Source organism: Bacteroidales bacterium (genome assembly GCA_016709865.1).
GTDB lineage: Bacteria > Bacteroidota > Bacteroidia > Bacteroidales > VadinHA17 > LD21.
In genome coordinates this window covers 186,978-207,024 of sequence record JADJLX010000005.1, presented here as the reverse complement: position 1 = coordinate 207,024, position 20,047 = coordinate 186,978, and the positions used below count along the sequence as shown (strand labels likewise).

The 20,047-nt window shown below is 41.6% G+C and carries 18 protein-coding genes; 7 read left to right on the top strand and 11 right to left on the bottom strand.

Annotated elements, in window-relative coordinates; genetic code table 11:
• The first annotated feature begins 20 nt into the window (after positions 1-20).
• Together IPJ16_09515 and IPJ16_09510 are read left to right on the top strand one after the other, a co-directional pair.
• Positions 21-1,934, top strand: coding sequence for an AMP-binding protein (locus IPJ16_09515; protein ID MBK7627412.1), 1,914 nt, complete (start codon positions 21-23; stop codon positions 1,932-1,934).
• Between the two features lie 169 nt (positions 1,935-2,103).
• A complete protein-coding gene (locus IPJ16_09510; GenBank protein MBK7627411.1) occupies positions 2,104-4,572 on the top strand; it encodes a chitobiase/beta-hexosaminidase C-terminal domain-containing protein in 2,469 nt (822 codons plus the stop codon).
• Here the strand turns inward: IPJ16_09510 and IPJ16_09505 are convergent.
• Both IPJ16_09505 and IPJ16_09500 read right to left on the bottom strand, forming a co-directional pair.
• A complete protein-coding gene (locus IPJ16_09505) occupies positions 4,561-5,112 on the bottom strand; it encodes an HDIG domain-containing protein (protein ID MBK7627410.1) in 552 nt (183 codons plus the stop codon). The genes IPJ16_09510 and IPJ16_09505 overlap by 12 nt on opposite strands.
• Positions 5,113-5,122: 10 nt before the next feature.
• A complete protein-coding gene (locus IPJ16_09500; GenBank protein MBK7627409.1) occupies positions 5,123-6,322 on the bottom strand; it encodes an isocitrate/isopropylmalate dehydrogenase family protein in 1,200 nt (399 codons plus the stop codon).
• 147 nt (positions 6,323-6,469) lie between these two features.
• Between IPJ16_09500 and IPJ16_09495 the strand changes: the two genes are divergently transcribed.
• The gene (locus IPJ16_09495) at positions 6,470-7,930 is read left to right on the top strand and encodes an aminoacyl-histidine dipeptidase (protein MBK7627408.1); all 1,461 of its coding nucleotides are present in this window, start codon (positions 6,470-6,472) and stop codon (positions 7,928-7,930) included.
• A gap of 10 nt (positions 7,931-7,940) precedes the next feature.
• On the opposite strand, the gene IPJ16_09490 is transcribed toward IPJ16_09495, so the two are convergent.
• The 9 genes from IPJ16_09490 to IPJ16_09450 all read right to left on the bottom strand — a co-directional run bounded on the left by IPJ16_09490 (position 7,941) and on the right by IPJ16_09450 (position 16,398).
• On the bottom strand, positions 7,941-8,102 hold the full coding sequence (locus IPJ16_09490) for a rubredoxin (GenBank protein MBK7627407.1): 162 nt from the start codon (positions 8,100-8,102) through the stop codon (positions 7,941-7,943).
• An 8-nt stretch (positions 8,103-8,110) separates the two neighbouring features.
• Positions 8,111-9,670, bottom strand: a complete 1,560-nt coding sequence (gene citF, locus IPJ16_09485) for a citrate lyase subunit alpha (GenBank protein ID MBK7627406.1) — start codon at positions 9,668-9,670, stop codon at positions 8,111-8,113.
• Positions 9,671-9,678: 8 nt separating this feature from the next.
• A complete protein-coding gene (locus IPJ16_09480; GenBank protein MBK7627405.1) occupies positions 9,679-10,914 on the bottom strand; it encodes a citrate lyase ACP in 1,236 nt (411 codons plus the stop codon).
• A gap of 90 nt (positions 10,915-11,004) precedes the next feature.
• Positions 11,005-11,424 (bottom strand): biotin/lipoyl-binding protein, encoded by a 420-nt coding sequence (locus IPJ16_09475; protein MBK7627404.1) that lies wholly within the window; start codon positions 11,422-11,424, stop codon positions 11,005-11,007.
• A gap of 29 nt (positions 11,425-11,453) precedes the next feature.
• Entirely contained in the window at positions 11,454-11,726 is a 273-nt protein-coding gene (locus tag IPJ16_09470) for a hypothetical protein (protein ID MBK7627403.1), read from the bottom strand.
• 12 nt (positions 11,727-11,738) lie between these two features.
• Positions 11,739-13,298 (bottom strand): acyl-CoA carboxylase subunit beta, encoded by a 1,560-nt coding sequence (locus IPJ16_09465; protein MBK7627402.1) that lies wholly within the window; start codon positions 13,296-13,298, stop codon positions 11,739-11,741.
• 11 nt (positions 13,299-13,309) lie between these two features.
• Positions 13,310-13,726 (bottom strand): methylmalonyl-CoA epimerase, encoded by a 417-nt coding sequence (gene mce, locus IPJ16_09460; protein ID MBK7627401.1) that lies wholly within the window; start codon positions 13,724-13,726, stop codon positions 13,310-13,312.
• A 185-nt stretch (positions 13,727-13,911) separates the two neighbouring features.
• Positions 13,912-15,471, bottom strand: coding sequence for a 4Fe-4S dicluster domain-containing protein (locus tag IPJ16_09455; GenBank protein MBK7627400.1), 1,560 nt, complete (start codon positions 15,469-15,471; stop codon positions 13,912-13,914).
• A gap of 6 nt (positions 15,472-15,477) precedes the next feature.
• The gene (locus IPJ16_09450) at positions 15,478-16,398 is read right to left on the bottom strand and encodes a DUF362 domain-containing protein (protein MBK7627399.1); all 921 of its coding nucleotides are present in this window, start codon (positions 16,396-16,398) and stop codon (positions 15,478-15,480) included.
• Between the two features lie 184 nt (positions 16,399-16,582).
• Here IPJ16_09450 and larC point away from each other — a divergent pair, with 184 nt between their 5' ends.
• The 4 genes from larC to IPJ16_09430 are packed head-to-tail and all read left to right on the top strand — an operon-like array spanning position 16,583 to position 19,932.
• On the top strand, positions 16,583-17,755 hold the full coding sequence (larC, locus tag IPJ16_09445) for a nickel pincer cofactor biosynthesis protein LarC (GenBank protein ID MBK7627398.1): 1,173 nt from the start codon (positions 16,583-16,585) through the stop codon (positions 17,753-17,755).
• Positions 17,752-18,555, top strand: coding sequence for an ATP-dependent sacrificial sulfur transferase LarE (larE, locus tag IPJ16_09440; protein MBK7627397.1), 804 nt, complete (start codon positions 17,752-17,754; stop codon positions 18,553-18,555). Before larC ends, larE begins: the two co-directional genes overlap by 4 nt.
• The gene (gene larB, locus IPJ16_09435) at positions 18,552-19,301 is read left to right on the top strand and encodes a nickel pincer cofactor biosynthesis protein LarB (GenBank protein MBK7627396.1); all 750 of its coding nucleotides are present in this window, start codon (positions 18,552-18,554) and stop codon (positions 19,299-19,301) included. Before larE ends, larB begins: the two co-directional genes overlap by 4 nt.
• A 10-nt stretch (positions 19,302-19,311) precedes the next feature.
• On the top strand, positions 19,312-19,932 hold the full coding sequence (locus tag IPJ16_09430; GenBank protein MBK7627395.1) for a WbqC family protein: 621 nt from the start codon (positions 19,312-19,314) through the stop codon (positions 19,930-19,932).
• Positions 19,933-20,047: the final 115 nt, after the last annotated feature.

Genomic DNA, 20,047 nt, shown 5'->3' with positions numbered 1-20,047 from the left:
TAATCATTAAAACTAAATTAATGAAATCGTTAATACAATTCTTCGAGGAAAGCGTTGAGAAGCACAGCAATAATGTTTATCTGTGGGAGAAACCAAACGACAAATATGAAGGCACAACTTATGGCGAAACAAGGAAACAGGTTTACGAATTTGCTGCCGGACTTTTAAAGCTTGGAATCAAAAAAGGTGACAGGTTAAGTCTTATCTCTGAAGGAAGAAACAGTTGGGTTATCGGAGAGATGGGTATTCTTTATACCGGTGCTATGAATGTTCCTCTGTCGGTGAAACTGAATCCGGATGAGATAAAATTCAGGATCAACCATTCCGGCTCGAGGATGATACTTGTTTCATCAATTCAGGCACAGAAGCTTAAAGAAGTGATAAAGGAATGTCCTACTATAGAAAAAATAATTCATTTCGATACTCAGGAAGAATATGCATCAAATGAGATGCATTTTAATGAGGTAAGAAAAATCGGAAGAGAATGGCTCGATCAGCCTGAAAATATGACAAAATTCGAAGAGGTTTTCAAAAGTATAACTCCATCGGATTTTGCCAATATCTGTTACACATCAGGCACAACAGCCGATCCGAAAGGTATTATTCTTACACATGGCAACTACGTTACAAACGTCTACCAGGCATACAGCCTTATGGATATTCCGGCTTTTTACAAGACACTGCTGATACTGCCATGGGATCATTCTTTCGGACATACCTGCGGTATTTTTGCATTTATGGGAAAGGGAGCCAGCATAGCTTCTGTTAAAACGGGAAAAACACCGATGGAGACTCTCAGGAACCTTCCTTCTTGCCTTAAAGAGATCAAACCAAACCTGCTTATGAGCGTTCCCGCCATAGCCAAAAACTTCAGAAAAAATATTGAAAAAGGAATCAAGGAAAAAGGTCCCGTTATTGAGATGCTGTTTAATCATGCACTCAAAATATCTTATTCCTATAACAAAGAGGGATGGAATAAAGGCCGCGGAGTACAGAAACTGAAAGAACCGTTGCTAAGGCTATATGACAAGATCCTATTCAGCAAAATCAGGGAAGGTTATGGCGGTGAACTCGACTATTTTATTGGCGGCGGAGCCCTTCTGGAAATTGAACTTCAGAGATTCTTCTATGCACTCGGAATCCCGATGTACCAGGGCTATGGGCTTAGTGAAGCCTCTCCGGTAATTTCTTCCAATTCAACAGCCCGCCATAAACTTGGATCATCAGGCGTGCTTGTTAATAATATGGATCTGAAAATATGTGATGAGGATGGTAATGAAGTGCCTGCAGGTGAGAAAGGCGAAATAGTAATCAGAGGCGGCAATGTGATGCACGGTTACTGGAAAAATGAGACAGCTACTAAGGATACCGTAAAAGATGACTGGCTCTATACCGGAGATATGGGTTATATGTCAGAGGATGGATTCCTCTATGTTTTGGGCAGGTTTAAGAGTCTTCTTATTGCCGACGACGGGGAAAAATTCAGTCCTGAAGGTATAGAAGAAGCTATCTCGGAACAGTCAAAATATATCGATCAGTGCATGCTCTATAATAATCAGAAACCATATACTGTTGCACTTGTTGTCCCAAATCAGCACGCACTTAAAATGTACCTAGAGGAGAAAAACCTTACTGCCGATTCGGATGAAGGAAAAAGAGCAGTAATAAACCTTATAGAGAGTGAGGTTAATGAGTACCGCTCAAATGGAAAGTACGGACATATGTTCCCGCAGAGATGGCTCCCTGTGGCTATCGGTATTCTTGAACAGAGCTTCACTGAAGATAACGGACTTATGAACTCCACTATGAAAATAGTAAGAGGTAAAATTATGGAAAAATATCAGGATCTTATTGATTATCTGTACACTCCTGATGCCAAGGCCGTAACGAATGAGAGGAATATTGAGGAGGTGGAGAAGATGAAGCTGGGATAAGGCACAGAGCATGGGGCACGGGGCATGGAGCGTAGAGCGTAGAGCGTAGAGCGTAAAGCGTAAAGCGTAAAGCGTAGAGCGTAGAGCGTAGAGCACCTAGCACCTAGCACCTAGCACCTAGCACCCGAGACTCAGCACCTTTTTATAAAAACTTATTAATCCAAAAAATATGAAAATTCTTCAAAGGGTAGCAATTCTGCTGTTTTTTGCTTTAAGTGTAAATTGTACACGTAATACTGAAATTACCTGGAAAATTGCTGATAATCCCATAGTTACAAAATGGGCTGAAGATGTTGATCCTCTGAAACCCTGGCTGCAGTATCCGCGTCCCGATCTCAAAAGAAACGCATGGATGAACCTTAACGGACTATGGGAGTATGCAATAACTGCAAAAGGGACCAAACCAGAGAAATGGGATGGTAACATTCTGGTTCCTTATCCTGTTGAATCAGCACTTTCCGGAGTTAAAAAGAGAGTCAGCGAAAGTGAGAACCTGTGGTACAGAAGAACTTTCAAAGTACCAAATGTATGGAGTAAAAAGCATATCCTGCTGAACTTTGAGGCGTGCGACTGGGAGACGACTGTATGGATTGATGGCAAAGAGGCTGGAAGTCATAAAGGAGGATATGATCCGTTTACTTTCAATATTACCGAAACGCTTGCTGATCAGAAAGAGCATGAGATATTGGTTTGTGTATGGGATCCCACTAACAAAGGAGCTCAGCCCCGTGGCAAACAGGTTTCAAATCCCGGAGGCATTTGGTACACTCCTACTACCGGCATATGGCAGACAGTATGGATTGAACCTGTAAATGCGTCATATATCTCATCTTTCAGAACAGTTACAAACATTGATAATGGCACAGTTACATTTATTGCGGATGTTAAAAACGGAGAGACATCCACTCTTAACTTCATAATCAGAGATAAAGACAGTAAGGTGGCTGAAGTCTCTGGTAAGCCCGGAGAAGAGATAACAGCCAGGATTGAAAATCCGCAGTTATGGTCACCTGAAAATCCATTCCTGTATGATGTAGAAGCCAAATTGAAAAACGGTAATAAGGTTGTTGACGAGATTAGAACATACACCGGACTGAGAAAAATATCAACAGGTAAAACTGATGATGGCTTTACAAGAATTCTCCTTAACAACAAATTTATCTTTCAGAATGGTCCTCTGGATCAGGGTTTTTGGCCCGATGGATTATATACACCTCCAACGGAGAAGGCAATGGTGTATGATATTGAGATGACAAAAAAAATGGGATTCAACATGCTGCGGAAACATGTAAAAGTTGAAAACCGGATCTTCTATTACTGGTGCGATAAACTCGGGATACTTGTATGGCAGGATATGCCAAGCGGCGACAGACATATAAACGGCAGTATGCCTGATATAGAAAAATCCAAAGAAGCAACTGAACAGTATGAGTATGAGCTGAAAAGAATGATCGACACAAAATATAATCACCCGTCAATAATAATGTGGGTCCCTTTCAATGAAGGCTGGGGACAGTTTGAAACAGGCAGGATAACTCAGCTTACAAAGGATTACGACCCTACAAGGCTTGTAAACAGTGCTTCCGGCTGGACCGACAGAGGAACAGGTGATGTGAATGACATTCATCATTACCCCGACCCGGTCTGTCCGCCCGCTGAAGAGAAAAGAGCAATTGTGCTTGGCGAATTCGGGGGATTAGGTCTCCCCCTGCAGGGACATACATGGGAACAAAAAAACTGGGGATACCGGAACATGGAAGATTCGCTTCAGTTATTATCAAAGTATGAAGCATATTACGACCAGGTCCATAAGTTTGTGAAAGAGAATGGATTAAGCGCAACAATCTATACCCAGACAACCGATGTGGAAACAGAGACAAATGGTCTTATGACCTATGACAGGAAGGTGAATAAAATGGGCGTTGAGAATGTATTCAGAGCCAATAATAACATTGTTCCCCCAGCGCTTACTACTGATGTAAGAATGTTTACCGATACATTTATGGCTGAAATGGTTAGCTCAAGACCCGGAGGTAAAATCTACTATACAACCGATGGAAGCGAACCAACTGAAAAATCAGCTCTTTTTTCCGGACCGGTAAAAATCAGCGAAACAACTACAATAAACGCATTTACAAAATGGGATGATGCAGAGAGCAGGGTAACTTCCTTTCTGATTGAAAAGAGTGCACCGTTAGGCGCTGTTGAAGTTGGAAAAGTAAAGCCAGGTCTTAAAGCAGCGGTTTATGATGGCAGGTTTACCACAATTCCTGAATTTTCAGGAATGAAACCGGTTCATACAAAGATAGTTAAGGAAGTATCTCATTCTGTATCAGGAAAAAACTCATTCTTCGGGATAGTGTTTGAAGGATATATCAATATTCCTGCTGATGGAGCATATGGTCTGTATATAAACTCAGATGATGGCAGCAGAATGACAATCGGAGAAACTGAACCAGTATTAAACGACGGTATACATGGCATGAGGGAAGAAGGAAGAAGCTATCCGCTGGCAAAAGGATTTCATAAAATTAAAATAGAATATTTCCAGGGTGAAGGCGGTGTCGGACTGGAATTTCTTGTTACCGCTCCGGGACAGCAAAAAATGGCTGTTCCAGCTGCATGGCTAAACAATTAATCTGCTTTTGAATGGCAGGAATGTCATGAAGTCGGCGTGGTGAACAATATAAGCTTCGGTTGTTCTTTTGACTAAATCACCTTCATGAGCATGAGCAGCAATTATATGGCAAACCTCAGGCGGCACTTCGCACTCCTCTGCAAGTGATACACCTGAAAACGGGTGACGAATATACTGCCCATACTTTCCCTGGATTGCCTTGCTATCTTTATCGAGTTCATATTCAAGCAATTTGCCAACATCAGCAAGTATTGCACCTGAAATAAGAACATCCATATCAACCGGCAGGTCTGTGGCAAAGAATTCATTCATTTTTTCACCGCTGGCTTTTGCAATATGAACAACACAGCGCTTATGAGCCATAAAACTCACTCTAAGATCCGGTCCGCACAATAAAGTAAAAGGTATAGTATCCAGATCAGATGCCTTGAGCACACTTCTTTCAAGTGCAATCTCCCATGTTTTTGCAGTTTTTTCCCTCAGAACTTCGTCTTTTATCCATTCAAGTTCCGGCCATAGTTTTTTCACCTGAGCATTCATATCTTATAAGTTATTTTTTTAATCCGGTAATGATTGCATCGGTCATTTGTGTTGTTGAAGCTGCTCCGTTCCTTATAACCTCAGGCCTGCCCGGCATTCTCATCATATCATAAGTGCGGACCCTACCCTCCTCGATCACTGTTGCAATTGCTTTACGTATCTTTGAGGAGATTTTCACCTCCCCGATATAGTCAAGCATCATACAAGCCGACTCGATCATTGCAATAGGATTAACTATAGAAACCTCATAATCAGCATATTTCGGAGCCGAGCCATGAGTCGGCTCAAATACAGCAATGCCATCAGAAGAGAACTGTGCGCTGCATGCAAATCCCAGTCCGCCGATTAGTCCGGCAAATGCATCCGAAGCAATGTCTCCGAACATATTACCTGCTACAATAACACCATACTCTTCAGGATTCTTTGTAAGCCACATCATCTGAGCATCGATATTTGTATTAAGGAGTTTTATTTCAGGGTATGAGTTTTTCTGCATCTCTTTTGCAAGCTTCCACATTAGACCTGATGTTTCCCTTATTACGTTCGGTTTTTCGCATACAGTGACAGATTTGTATCCGAATTTCCTTGCATGCTCAAAGGCTGCCTCCAGAATCCTCAGAGTAGCTTTCCTTGTAAAGATTCTTGTTGATATTGAGAGTTCCTCAACAGGAACACTACCAAAGTTTTCCGCAAATTTCTTATGTGTCAAAAATGCCTGATAAACCTGCGTAGGTGGATTAGTCCATTCAACACCTGAGTACAGACACTCAGTGTTTTGTCTGAAGATTACAACATCAACAAGCGGTTCGTCGATTGTGTTTCCTTTTCCCCTTCTTACAAAATTAAGCGGATTACCCTTATATGACTTGCATGGTCTGGCGCATATATCAAGATTAAAATGCTGCCTCAGGCCAACTATCGGGCTGGAGTAAGAATATCCTTTCCCCTGCAACTCCGGAGCGAGCTCTGCCTTCGCTTCATCATTTGGTTTTGAAGTAATCGCACCAAACAGAGCAATTTTATGCTTTTCAATAAGGTCTATTGTTCTTTTTGGCATTGGGTTACCTTCTTTACACCAGAAGTCCCAGCCTATATCACCATGAATATAATCAGCTTCGAATCCTGCAGCATCAAGGACTCTCAGAGCTTCGTTTAAAACTACTTTCCCAATTCCGTCTCCGGGTAATGTAATAATTGTCCGCTTAGCCATGATCTGATTCTTTTTAAAAGTGTAGTGTTACGTAAAAATAGTCAAAATTTGCATTGTTTTTAATTGTGTTAAATATTTAACAATATGGCTAAAAAGTTGGGATTTTATTAGTACTTTTGCAGCCTGATAAGGACTATTTTTCTAATTATGAGTGTGTTAAGTCAATTAAATCCTGCATCGATCTGGAATTACTTTGAAGAGATCTGCAGCATTCCACGTATATCAAAGAATGAAGGATTAATAAGGAAATATCTTCTGGATTTCGCTGTCAGAAACAATCTGCAGGCAAGAGAAGATGAGGTAGGGAATATTCTGATCATTAAGCCAGCATCTCTGGGTAAAGAGAATATAAAAACAGTTGTTTTGCAGAGCCATATGGATATGGTTGGTGAGAAGAATGCCGACTATATTCATGACTGGAATAGTGACCCTATTATTCCTGTTATCAAAGATGGCTGGGTTTGTGCCAAAGGGACAACTCTTGGTGCAGATGATGGTATCGGAATAGCAGCGCAGATGGCAATTCTGACTGATAAGAATCTAATAGCTGGAGAAATAGAGTGTCTTTTTACTGTTGATGAGGAATCGGGCATGACAGGTGCAATAAATCTCAAACCTGAGTTTTTCAAAGGCAGGACACTTATTAATCTTGACTCTGAAGATGAGGGTATTCTGTATATTGGTTGTGCAGGCGGGATGGACACTGTAGGAATTATGCAATATGATATTATTCCATCAGGAGAAGGCAAGTGTGCACTGAGAATTTCGATAACAGGTTTGCATGGAGGACATTCCGGTGATGAGATTCATAAGGGATATGGAAACTCAGTGAAGATAATGAACCGGCTGCTCTGGAATATCTCCAATAAGCTGGAAATATCAGTTGCAGACTACGATGGCGGAAACCTGAGAAATGCGATTCCCAGAGAGGCTTTTGCAACAATAGTTGTTGATAAAAACGACTGCAGTACAATACGTAAATATATCGATGTATTTTATCTGACTCTGGTTGACGAATTCGGAGATCTTGAGAAAGATCTTAAAATCACTTTTAAGGACGTAGAATTACCAGAAACTGTTATGGATAAGGAAAGTCAGAAAAACTTTCTTAATCTCATAAACTGTTGTCCGCACGGTGCTTTAGCCTGGTCAAAAGAGATGACCGATCTTGTGGAGACCTCTACAAATCTGGCATCAGCAAAATTTGCCGAAAACAATACAATCAAGATAGTAACAACTCAGAGAAGTTCAATTGAGTCGTCAAAATTTGCAGCCTCTGAGATGGTTGAGTCATGCTTGAGACTGGCAAATGCAAAAGTCATTCATTCTGACGGTTACCCCGGCTGGAAACCAAATATAAATTCCGAAATCCTCAAAATCACAAAGGAATCATATCACAGACTATTCGGGAAATATCCTGCAGTACGAGCTATACATGCCGGCCTTGAATGCGGACTGATATATGAAAAATTCAAAGGGATTGATATGATATCCTTTGGTCCCACAATCAGAGGCGCACATACGCCCGAAGAGATGATTGAAATTAAAACTGCCGCTATGTTCTGGGATCTCCTGATTGATGTAATTACAAGGATGCCGGCAAAATAATACCAATCATCTATACATTATCCAGAAATTCATCTTTGCCTGCTCCGCACACCGGACAGATATAATCATCTGGCAAATCTTCAAAGGGAGTACCGGCTTTAATCCCGTCTGACGGATCACCTTGCTCCGGATCGTATATATAGCCGCAAATTACACACTTATACTTTTTCATATCGGTCATTATTTAATTTTAAGTTTCCTGACTACATCTATAACAGTTCCATCAACCCATTTTATTGCTGCAACAATTTCATCTTCAAATTCAGGTTTCTGAGGTATTCCGCAGATCTTCTCAGCCTCCTCCTTCAGTTCCTGAATAGTCCTCAAAGGAAGTCCGCTGTCTTTTACACTGTCAATAAGATCTTTACGAAGCGGATTTATTGCAATTCCTCTTTCTGTAATAATAACATCAATCAGTTCCCCCGGTCCGCATAGGGTTGTCACTTTATCAACAATTACAGGGATCCTGTCGCGAAATAACGGAACCGGAAGTATTACGTTACGGGCATGCAGACAATTCTGCCAGCCTCCTATTCCATGAAGAAGATAACCATCAGAATGGGTTACCACATTGCCGTTGAAATTCAGGTCAATCTCTGTGGCACCAAGTATCATAATATCCATCATACTTGTAAGGTTTCCCTTGGAATGATAGTTATAAGCATTAAAAACAGGATATGGAACATGGTTTGAATTTCTCTCAATTGAGGCTACAGAATCAAGATCAAAGGCCTGTGCATCAAGAATATAACCCATCTGGCCCTCTTCGAGCATCTTGACCATATATTTAGTGCTTCCGCCAAAACCGAGCTTCGATTTCCACCCTTTATTCTTCAGGATCTGATGTACAAATACAGCTATGGCAAGCGATGTTCCACCTGCACCTGCCTGCATATTTACACCATCTTTAAGAATGCCTGATTTCTCAAGGAAAGAAGCTGTAAGGTCAGCGATGAGGAGCCTGTCGGGACTCTTCGTAATCTGGGTTGTGCCTGATACAATTTTTTCAGGGATACCTATCTTATCCACAACCACCACATAATCAACATAATTGCCTTCTATCTCCATCGGAAAACATGGCAGATCAACAAGGTTATCGGTAACGACTATTACCTTGTCGGCGTACATTATATCTGCTTTGGCATATCCAAGGACCCCGCAGGCAGATGTTCCGCCTGTACCTTTGGCATTGCCGAATGAATCGGCTGACGGGGCTGCCATTACAGCAATATCTATCTTAACCTCACCGTCCTGTATTGCCTGAACTCTGCCTCCGTGCGATCTCAGAACAGCGGTACCTTTCATCCTGCCTTCAGATACATATCTTCCCAGCGGGCCGTTCATACTTCCTTCAATTCTGTTTATTGTCCCGTCATCGAGAAATCTGATAACAGGGTCATTACAGGGAAAAGAAGCAGACGGGAACCAGACAAGATCCCTGACACCCATTTTAGATGCGATTTCAAAGATTTTATTGCTTACAAGATCTCCGTCTCTGAGATGATGATGAGTGGAGATTGTCATTCCGTCTTTTAATCCGCATTTCCTGAGTGCTTCCTCAAGAGAACCGACAACCTTGTTTCCGTCTTCGGGATAATCCGAACAGCTTGGTATCGGAGGTGCATACTTTCTGCCTTCCGGTTTATGCCTGCCGACTCCTTTAAACGGGATCACAGTTTTCCCGTTAATCTCCGTTGGGACCAGTCTGCCGGCTGCATTCTTAACAGTTTTGACAGTCATATCGCTATTTATAACTTGTTTTCACCTGGTGCATCTTCCTGAATCCAGTTCTTATCAATCAGACCCAGACGTATTGCAAGGTCGATTGTTTTCTGAGCCCTTGCAACAACAGGAGGATCAATCATTTTTGATCCCAGTGCCACCACTCCCAGACCATTTTTCATTGCCGAATCCCAGGCAAGTACTATTTGTTTTGACTTGTCTATTTCTGCATTATCAGGAGCAAAGCCCTGACGGATCACCGGGATCTGCCTGGGATGAATACAACCCATACCTTCAAAGCCAAGAGATTTTGAAACAAGAACTGTTGCTCTGAGAGCTTCCATATCTGAAACATCAGAAAAAACAGAATCTATTGGCTGGATACCGGCTGCTTTGGCTGCAACAACAAGTCTTGTCCTGGCGTAAAACGACTCTTTACCTTCAGTAGTTCTCTGAACACCCAGATCGGCGGTATAATCTTCGAGTCCGATTGCCATGGCTACAATATTTTCAGATGCTTTTGCGATTGCATAGGCGTTCTCTACCCCTATTGCACTTTCGATGATCGGCATCAGGAATACCTTGTTTTTCAGTTTACGCTTTCGCAGTATTGCTTCTATCTCCTTTTCAACCCTTAAAATGTAATCAGGACTTTCACATTTAGGAATAAGTATGAGATTTACATTGTGAGGAATTATCTGCTGCAGATCCCTTACACCCCTTTCACCCTGGTTTATCCTTACCATTCTTTCAGCTCCGCAGAAATCGATCTGTCTCAGGGCATTCCTTACAAGAATCGTTGCTTCATCCTTCTTATCAGGTGCTACTGAGTCCTCAAGATCAAGTATAATACCATCTGCTGAATGAAGTCCGGCATTTATCATTAATCCGGGATTGTTTCCCGGCAGGTAAAGACGTGAAAACCTGAACCTGTCGCGGATCGTAGCGTAACCATTTTCAGGCAGAAAGGCAGGGAGATACTCAAGATCACTATCTGTTAATTGTTTCACAGCAGCTTCGAGCCGGGCACTTATAACAAAGGGCAGAGCACCTGAATCGAGGATTTTTACCCGGGCATTTTTTACACCAAAGAATCCAAGAACATCATTGGTAAGTTTAACAATTGAGTCACCATAAAGAGTCCTGACTTTGGATGTAAGATCAATTATGATACCCCATTTGTCTGTAAGCTCAAGGGTTATTTCGCAGTCGGATCTGACTTTCGGACCGGTATTACCTGTTACAGCGATGGTCTTTTTCATTTTACCCTCTGTTTGGTTTTCCTATACAAACCTACTGATTTTTTCAAACATGACTGGTATCAGCCGGCAAAGAGATTTTATCAATCCGGTTCAATTCATCTCAAGTATAACCTCTTCCTGAAGAACAGATTGTCCGGGTGTTACTTTTACTGATGCTACAATTCCATCTCTTTCAGCCTTTATTTCATTCTCCATCTTCATTGCTTCGAGACTGAACAGCTTCTGGTTTTTCTTAACCTCTTCACCGGGAGTGACGAAGATCTTAACAATGATCCCCGGTAAAGGTGATTTGATTTCTGTTTTAGCACCTCCTGTTTTCTTTTCAATCTCTCTTGATGCTTCCTTTACCGGCGATCGCACTATTACAGGTGTTTTTGCCTGTCTGATCTCGCGGTGGATCTCCACATCGAATGATTCCCCGTTTACCTGAAGATTCGCAATATTTCCGGCAACAGACTGGATTTCCACATCATAATTGGCACCATTTACTGAAAAGCTGAATTTTTTCATCTTATCGGGATTTCTTCTGTTAGATTTAATTATCTGAAATTTCGCATGTTATATATTTTAGAACTCCAGGGAGAATAGGTCTTGGAGATCCTCTGGATAGTAATAACATTGCTCTCCTCATCATGCATCTCATTGAAATACAGATACAACGCCATTGCAACAGCTGCCATCTTATCTTTATCGGCAGATGATACAGACTTGGTTTCCGAACCGGAAAGCTGTGCTTCATCTTTCACTTCCCTGCTTCTGAAGAGTCCCGAAAGTAATCCAGTAAAATAGCTTTTTGAGAAAGTCGGCTTCATATTTCTATGTTTTTACAATGGAATATTAGAGTGTTTTTTCATCGGTCCCGGATCTTTCTTGGTGGCAATAGTCCTTAAAGCCCTTATTATCCTGAATCTTGTATTCCTGGGTTCAATTACGTCATCAATATAGCCATACCGGGCAGCTTCATAGGGATTAGCGAACTTGTCTCTGTACTCCTTCTCTTTCTCAGCGATATACCGGGCTTTTTTAACCGGATCTGTGATCTCATTAATGTCCTTACCTTCAAGGATCTCTACAGCACCGGATGGTCCCATAACAGCAATCTCTGCCGAGGGCCAGGCGTAGTTTATATCACCCCTTAACTGCTTTGATGACATCACGCAATGTGCCCCTCCGTATGATTTTCGAAGGGTAACCGTCACTTTGGGAACAGTAGCCTCACCATACGCGAACATTAGTTTTGCACCGTGAATGATTATACCTCCGTATTCCTGTCCGCTGCCGGGCAGAAACCCCGGAACATCGACAAGTGTAACTATAGGCACATTGAATGCATCGCAAAACCTTATGAAACGAGCTGCTTTTCGCGAAGCGTCAATATCGAGTACCCCTGCAAGAAAGTTAGGCTGGTTAGCCACAATACCAACCGGCATTCCTCCCATTCTTGCATAGCCAACAACAATATTCCTGGCATAAGTTGAATGTATTTCAAGAAACTCTCCTTCATCAACTATTTGATATACAACATCTTTGATATCATATGGCTGATTGGAGTTTTCAGGAATTATATTATTAAGTTCGTCTGACAGACGATCAATAGGATCTTCACATTCAATAATTGGCGGTTCCTCGAGATTGTTCTGAGGAAGATAGCTTAAAAGCTTCCTGATAAGAAGAAGTCCTTCCTCTTCATCGTCGGCAATAAAATGGGCAACACCTGATTTAGTGCCGTGCACCTGAGAACCTCCAAGGTTCTCAATAGAAATATCTTCGCCTGTAACAGTTTTGGTTACCTTGGGTCCGGTTACAAACATGTAACTGCTTCTCTCACTCATTATTATGAAGTCGGTGAGAGCCGGGGAGTAGACTGCTCCGCCTGCACAGGGACCAAAAATAGCTGAGATCTGTGGTATTACTCCTGAAGCTAAAATATTGCGCTCAAAGATCTCGGCATAACCTGCAAGACTCCTTACGCCCTCCTGAATCCTTGCACCACCGCTGTCGTTTATTCCGATAACAGGGGCTCCAACCTTCATAGCCTGATCCATCACCTTGCAGATCTTAAGAGCGAATGTTTCAGACAGAGAGCCCCCAAAGATTGTAAAGTCCTGAGCGAAAACATATACCACTCTCCCATCAATTGTTCCATGACCTGTAACAACACCATCAGAAAGGTACTTCTTGTCACCCAGACCGAAATCCTCGGTCCTGTGAGTTACGAACATGTCATACTCTTCAAAACTTCCTTCATCGAGGAGTATAAGAATCCTCTCCCTGGCAGTCATTTTGCCTTTGGAGTGCTGATCTTCAATGCGTTTAACGCCGCCGCCCTCGCGGGCTTTTTCGCGGAGTTCAATCAGCTGTTTTACCTTTTCCCGGCTCTTCATTTTAATAATATTCAGTGTTTACCTTTTCTATTTTCGCAGAGCTCCATAAGCACACCTGCTGTAGATTTCGGATGAAGAAAAGCAATATCGAGTCCCTCAGCACCTTTTCTTGGGACAGTATCAATAAGCTTCACCCCCATCTTTTCGGCATGAGCAAGCTGTTCTTCGATATTATCTACAGCAAAGGCGATATGATGAATCCCTTCACCTTTCTTCTCGATAAATTTACCGATAGGACCTTCTGGATCAGTCGATTCAAGCAGTTCAATTTTTGTCTGGCCAACCATAAAAAAAGCGGTTTTTACTTTCTGTTCCGGAACCTCTTCAATGTTATAACAGGTAAGCCCAAGAACCTTCTCGTAAAAAGAAATTGCATTTTCAAGGTTAGCAACAGCTATTCCAATGTGCTCAATATGTGATGGTTTCATAGGTAGGTAATAAGATTTATTATGTCTAAACCCCTTTCCCGTTTCCCCCAGGGGGGAAATGCTTAATTCTTACCAGGGGTATAAACCTATAAGCAAAATTAGCTTATTGCCCTGTTGAAGGAACAGACAAATATCATGTTTTCAGGATATTTTTACCCGGAAGGGGAAATATTCGAAAGTCAGTATCAGAAAGGAAATTCCACCGGGGTCTTTATCTCAGACTCCTGATTTACCGGCTTTTTAGCAGCAAGGTGAACCGGATTTCCATCGACGAATATTGCTTTATACGGGATAGTCGGGCAGGCATATTCGCAGTGTCCGCAGCCAATGCATATATCAACATTAACTTCAGGAATCAGAAGGTTCCCTTCATAAGGAATCATGTATACAGCTTTCGTAGGGCATGCCTCAGAGCAGGCACCACAGGCCGTCTTCTCAGTCTTGACAATGCAATTATCCTTTATAAATGTCACCTTACCCAGCTGAGTAAGCTTTTTGGCATCAAGCACAAGAGGGTGCAAAGCATATGTAGGGCAGATTTCAGTACATATTGTACAGTTGTATGTACAGAAACTTTTATGATAATTCATTACAGGCTGCATCATTCCTGTTATACCATACTGTTTATAAGCCGGTTCCAGAACACCGTTCGGACATGCGGAAATGCATAGTGAACATGCAGTACAGTCTTTATTGAAATCAGCAATAGATCCTGCTCCTGGAGGACAAACCGGAAATTTCCTTTCCTCTTTAACTGTTGAATCTTTCTTTGGTTTTGGAGCAGGTTTATCCTGACCTTTTGCAATCCGGGAAATACCTAAAAGAAAGAGAACAGAAGTGGCAATTAACTTACGCTTGTTCTCATCCGTAACATGTTCCTTTTTCTTAAGGGAAACAATACCGTATGAGATTGCTTTATCCTGACAGGTGGTTACACAGTTGAAGCACCCGACGCATCTGGTAACATCTATATTGTGGTTAAGAAAGTCGATGCATGATGATTTACATCTTACAGCACATCTTCCGCATCTGGTACAGGCTGAATCATCAAACTTGATTCTCAGAATTGAGATTTTGGAAAGGAGGCCCAGAAGTGTTCCGACTGGACAAATCATATTGCAGAAAAGTCTTCCCTTTGTAAGCGAAAGTCCGCCAATAAGCAGGAAGAACAGTGAAGGAACAGCATAAACAATAAGAGGAAATCCCTTAAACGGAATATCGCTGAGATAATAGATATCGAACCGGCCCAGTACTCCTGCAAGAAAATTATTGATCTCAATTACAGCCGGTTTGGCGAAGTATGTCATGAATCTGCCAAAGATACTGTATGGATCAAGAAGCGTGAGCATATAGATGCCCCATACCATTGTTACAATCAGAGTAGCTGCCAGTAACAGGTACCGCAGTATTGTGAATGGTTTTTTTAAACCATAACGTCTGAATTTTTTCTTAATGCGTCCGCCTATCCTGCTGTTAAGATCCATGCCTATGCCCAGCGGACAGAGGAAAGAACAATAAGTACGTCCGGTAAGAACAGTAAGGGCGAGAACAGCAAGGAATCCGCCGGCAGCCATTGACTGGAGACTATAAAACCTGATTGCTGAAGGAATAAACTGCAGAAACAACAGGATATTTGTATACTTTGATGGTATCAGAGATCTGAAGTCAACAAATATCAGAAAGAAACAGATGAAGATCAGAGTTGAAAAAGCGATACGCAGTCTTCTTAGAAGCGGAGTGGTCATCAGAAGTTACATTTTAATTCTTTGAATATTGAGAGATTCAAGATTCATATTACCAAGACCCATTTTATGAGCAATAGGTATGTACTCGATCATCTCTACACCTACACCGAGCATTTTGGCTGCTGCAGCATCTCCGGCCACCCAGTCTGTTGTAAGAATCTGTGATTTCATCAGAACCAGGTCCTCTTTCGAAACACCCTGAGGACCATGCTTTACCATAACATTATAACAATCAATGACATTAAGGGCTGGTTTCTTTTCATAAAGAGCGAAATCGGCTATACACTGATTAAGATCGTTGGAATGCCAGTATCCTCTGTCCCATACAAGTCCCATTGAGTTCTTCAGACAACAGGTCATTCTTGTTGAGTTATGATTTTTCAGAACAGGGACATTTATAAACACATCTGTTTCGAGAAGGAGCTGATGTACTTTTGCTGACTGCAGCTTCACCCCTCCGGGAATCTGAATTTCATGATAATAGCTTTCGGAGTTGCCCGGAACAACTTTAGCTCCGGCCGATTTTGCATTTTTCTCGATTGCCGAGTTCTTGTAGCAGTTTACCCAGTTATCGCAGGTATGATCGAATACATATACCTCTTTGGCCCCGGCCTTAAAACAATGTTCCACAATCCTTTTAACAAGTAAAGGATTTGTATTGGCAGCCAGTTCAGGAATAACGTCCCAGCCTATATTTGGCTTTATCAGGACTTTCTGGCCTTTCTTAACAAATGTACCCATCCCGCCAAGCTCCTGGATCGCGAGATCAAACATTGCATCAGGATTACCACCCATAACTGCAACCAGATCATATTTTGCTGCTGCCGTAGATGGAGACCAGAGTTTGTCGTATCCACCGAAACTTAGTGCTGCTCCTGCAGCCAAACCTGCGCCTGCTGAAGTTTTAAGAAAATCTCTCCTTTTCATGTCTTTTCAGTCTTGATTTTTCTTACGAATACCTCATAAGAGCCGAAAAATACGATTTTTTTTTATTATTCTGTAAAGATTGTAAGTAGTATATTCGCAAAAGGAAGTTTGCAGAAGAACATTTTTTTTTGCTTAACATTCCGGAGGTTTAGTTGTTGTTAACAATATAACACATTCAGGAAGCATGAAAATTATTTCTTATGACTGTTTCTCAGGTATAAGCGGGGATATGAACCTGGGTGCCATGATCGATCTCGGAGTTGATAAAACATTACTCATTAATGAGTTGAACAAGCTGAATCTTAAAGGATGGGAACTGATTGTTCAGAAGGACCAGAGGCATGGCATTACAGGAACGAAAGTAACTGTAAAACAGACAAGGCATGAACATGCACACAGACATTTGTCAGATATTGAAAAAATTATAAACGATTCGGCCCTTGATCAGGAAACAAAGGAACTCAGCAAAAAGATCTTCATGAAGATTGCAGTTGCTGAAGCCAAAGTCCATGGTATTTCTCTCGACCACGTTCATTTTCATGAAGTCGGAGCTGTTGATTCTATAATTGATGTTGTGGGAGCCGCAATATGTTATAACGCTCTTAAGGTTGATGGCGTACATGTGTCGACAATTGAACTGGGCAGCGGATTTGTGAAGTGTGATCACGGTAAACTTCCCGTGCCTGCCCCGGCCACAGCTGAGATAATAAAAGGACTGCCCGTTAAAAAGGGAGGCGTAGATTTTGAAGCTACCACACCGACCGGGGCAGCTATACTTGCAGCACTGGGTACTCATTTCAGTGCCGGATTACCTCTTAAAATTATAAAGACAGCATATGGAGTGGGACAGAAAGAGAGTAAAGATATTCCCAATCTTCTGAGGGTTTTTCTTGGTGAAACGATAACAGGCAATGAATCGGGACATGACGCTTTTCATCTGGAATGCAACATCGACGATATGAACCCCGAGTTCTGCGAGTACATATCTGAAAAGCTCTTTAAATCAGGAGCTTCCGATGTATTCTTCACTAGTGTTATTATGAAAAAAGGCAGACCCGGTATAGTGCTAAATGTTATATGTGAGACTGAATCAGCAGACACACTTAAAAACATAATATTTACAGAGTCCACATCTCTGGGAATCAGGACTTTCCCATTCAGAAAGGATACCCTTGTCAGGAAATTAGAAACAATACATACAACTTTTGGAGAAGTCAGGATAAAACGCTCCTACTTTGAAGAGAAAGAAGTATCAGCAAAACCTGAATACGACGATTGTAAAAAGATTGCTTCTGATACCGGGATCCCGCTAAAGGAGATCTATAATAAAATAATGTTTGAAATCAGTAAAAAATGACAGAAAATAAATCTTTAAAACTAAATAATATACTCAAAGACCTGGGTTCATTTGCAGTGGCATTCTCAGGGGGTGTGGACAGTTCTTTCCTGCTCCACAGAGCCCATAAGGCAGTTAAATCAGGTGTTATTGCAATAACAATAAGGACACCATATATTCCGGCGCGTGAAATAGATGAAGCAATTGAGTTTACAGAAAAATTCGGGATCAGACATAAGATAGTTGATATAGCTTTTCCGGAAATAATAAAACACAATCCGATTGATAGATGTTATCTCTGCAAAAAGACACTGTTTACGCAGCTTCTGGAATTTGCCAGGCAAAATAAGCTTAAGCACGTTATTGATGGGACAAATGCTGATGACTCAGGTGATTTCAGGCCAGGCATGAAAGCTCTAAAGGAGATGGGGATCAGAAGTCCCCTTCTTGAAGCAGAATTGACAAAGAAAGAGATCAGGGAATTGTCAAGATTAGAGGGACTTGAGTTTTGGGATAAACCTGCTATGGCATGTCTCCTCACCAGGATTCCTTATGATACAGAGATTGAGGAAGGTACTCTGAGGATGATTGAAGCCGCAGAAAACATGCTGTTCGATAAAGGTTATCCGGGCACCAGGGTGAGGGTTCACGGCGAGGTAGCAAGAATTGAGTGTATACCCGGCTTTATGGAAAAGATGATCAAAAAAACTGAAAGAGAAGAGATTACAGCAAGCCTTAAGAAAATAGGATTCAGATTTGTATCTTTGGACCTCGAAGGTTACAGAACAGGAAGCTCAAACCCTGAAATAAAAGTGACATGAATGTAAAAGAGGTAGAAAAGCTGCTTAATGATGTAAAGAGCGGAGAAACATCCGTTGATAAAGCGATGGAGGTGCTGAAGAACTTTCCCTATACCGACCTTGGTTTTGCCAGGATTGACCATCATCGTGAAATGCGTACAGGTTACCCTGAAATAATTTATTGCGCCGGAAAATCTGTTGAACAGGTAAAAGAGATAGTAAGGGTGATGTCGGAAAGGGAAAATAATGTTATCGGTACCCGCGCAAATCAGGAGATGTTTGATGCAGTAAAAAGTATCATTCCTTCAGCAGTATACTATCCGATGGCAAGGATAATATCAGTCCAGAAAAAGAAGCCTGAGACACCCGATAGCAGTATTGCCGTAATAACAGCAGGAACATCTGATATGCCAGTGGCAGAAGAGGCTGCAATAACTGCAGAACTGCTTGGTAATAAGGTGGTAAGGATCTATGATGCTGGAGTTGCCGGAATTCACAGGCTTGTTGATAAACTTCCTGAGATAAGAAGCTGCAGGGTTGTCATTGTTATTGCAGGTATGGAGGGTGCCCTGGCGAGTGTTGTCGGGGGACTTGTAGATAAGCCTGTAATAGCGGTTCCCACAAGTGTTGGCTACGGGGCAAATTTTGGAGGGATCTCAGCCCTTCTGGCTATGCTGACAAGCTGTTCAACAGGTGTAACAGTTGTGAATATCGATAACGGATTCGGAGCAGGGTTCTCGGCAAGCATGATTAACAAAATGGCATGAACTTTTTGTGATGGCTGTTAAATTACTGATTTCCACAGCATACCTCCCTCCTGTTGAGTATTTCTCATTGATTTCTGATGCTGAAGAGATACTGGTTGAGAAAGAAGAAAACTATATTAAACAATCCTACAGGAACAGATGCTATATCCTTTCAGCTCACGGGCCACAGCTGCTTTCTGTACCGGTGTATCTGGGAAGTGTACATAAAACACTTATTAAAGATATACGCATTGATTACTCAAAAAGATGGCAGCAGGTGCATCTGAGAGCAATGACAGCATCTTATAACTCATCACCATATTTTGAATTCTATTTTGAGAGTATTGAAAATATAATTTCAGAAAATCATGAATTTCTGATAGATCTGAACATGGCTCTGACTGAAAAGATCCTGCAGATATTGAAAATTAAGAAATCTATCTCCTGGTCATCTGTTTTTGAGCCAATTAATAATAACACTTACGATTTCAGATATAAGATCACACCTAAGAAAGAATCATCCTATATACAAAAACCATATATCCAGGTGTTTGATACAGGGAATGGATTTGTACCTAATCTAAGCATAGTTGATTTGATTTTTAATATGGGTCCGGATGCCGCAAAATCCATTAACCACAAAGGTCACTAAGGTCCCGATAGCTATCGGGATACACAAAGGTCACGAAGTAATTCTCTGTCATCCTGAGCGTTAGCGAAGGATCTCCTGCTTTTAGCAGGAATAAAAAAAGAGACTGTCATTTTAT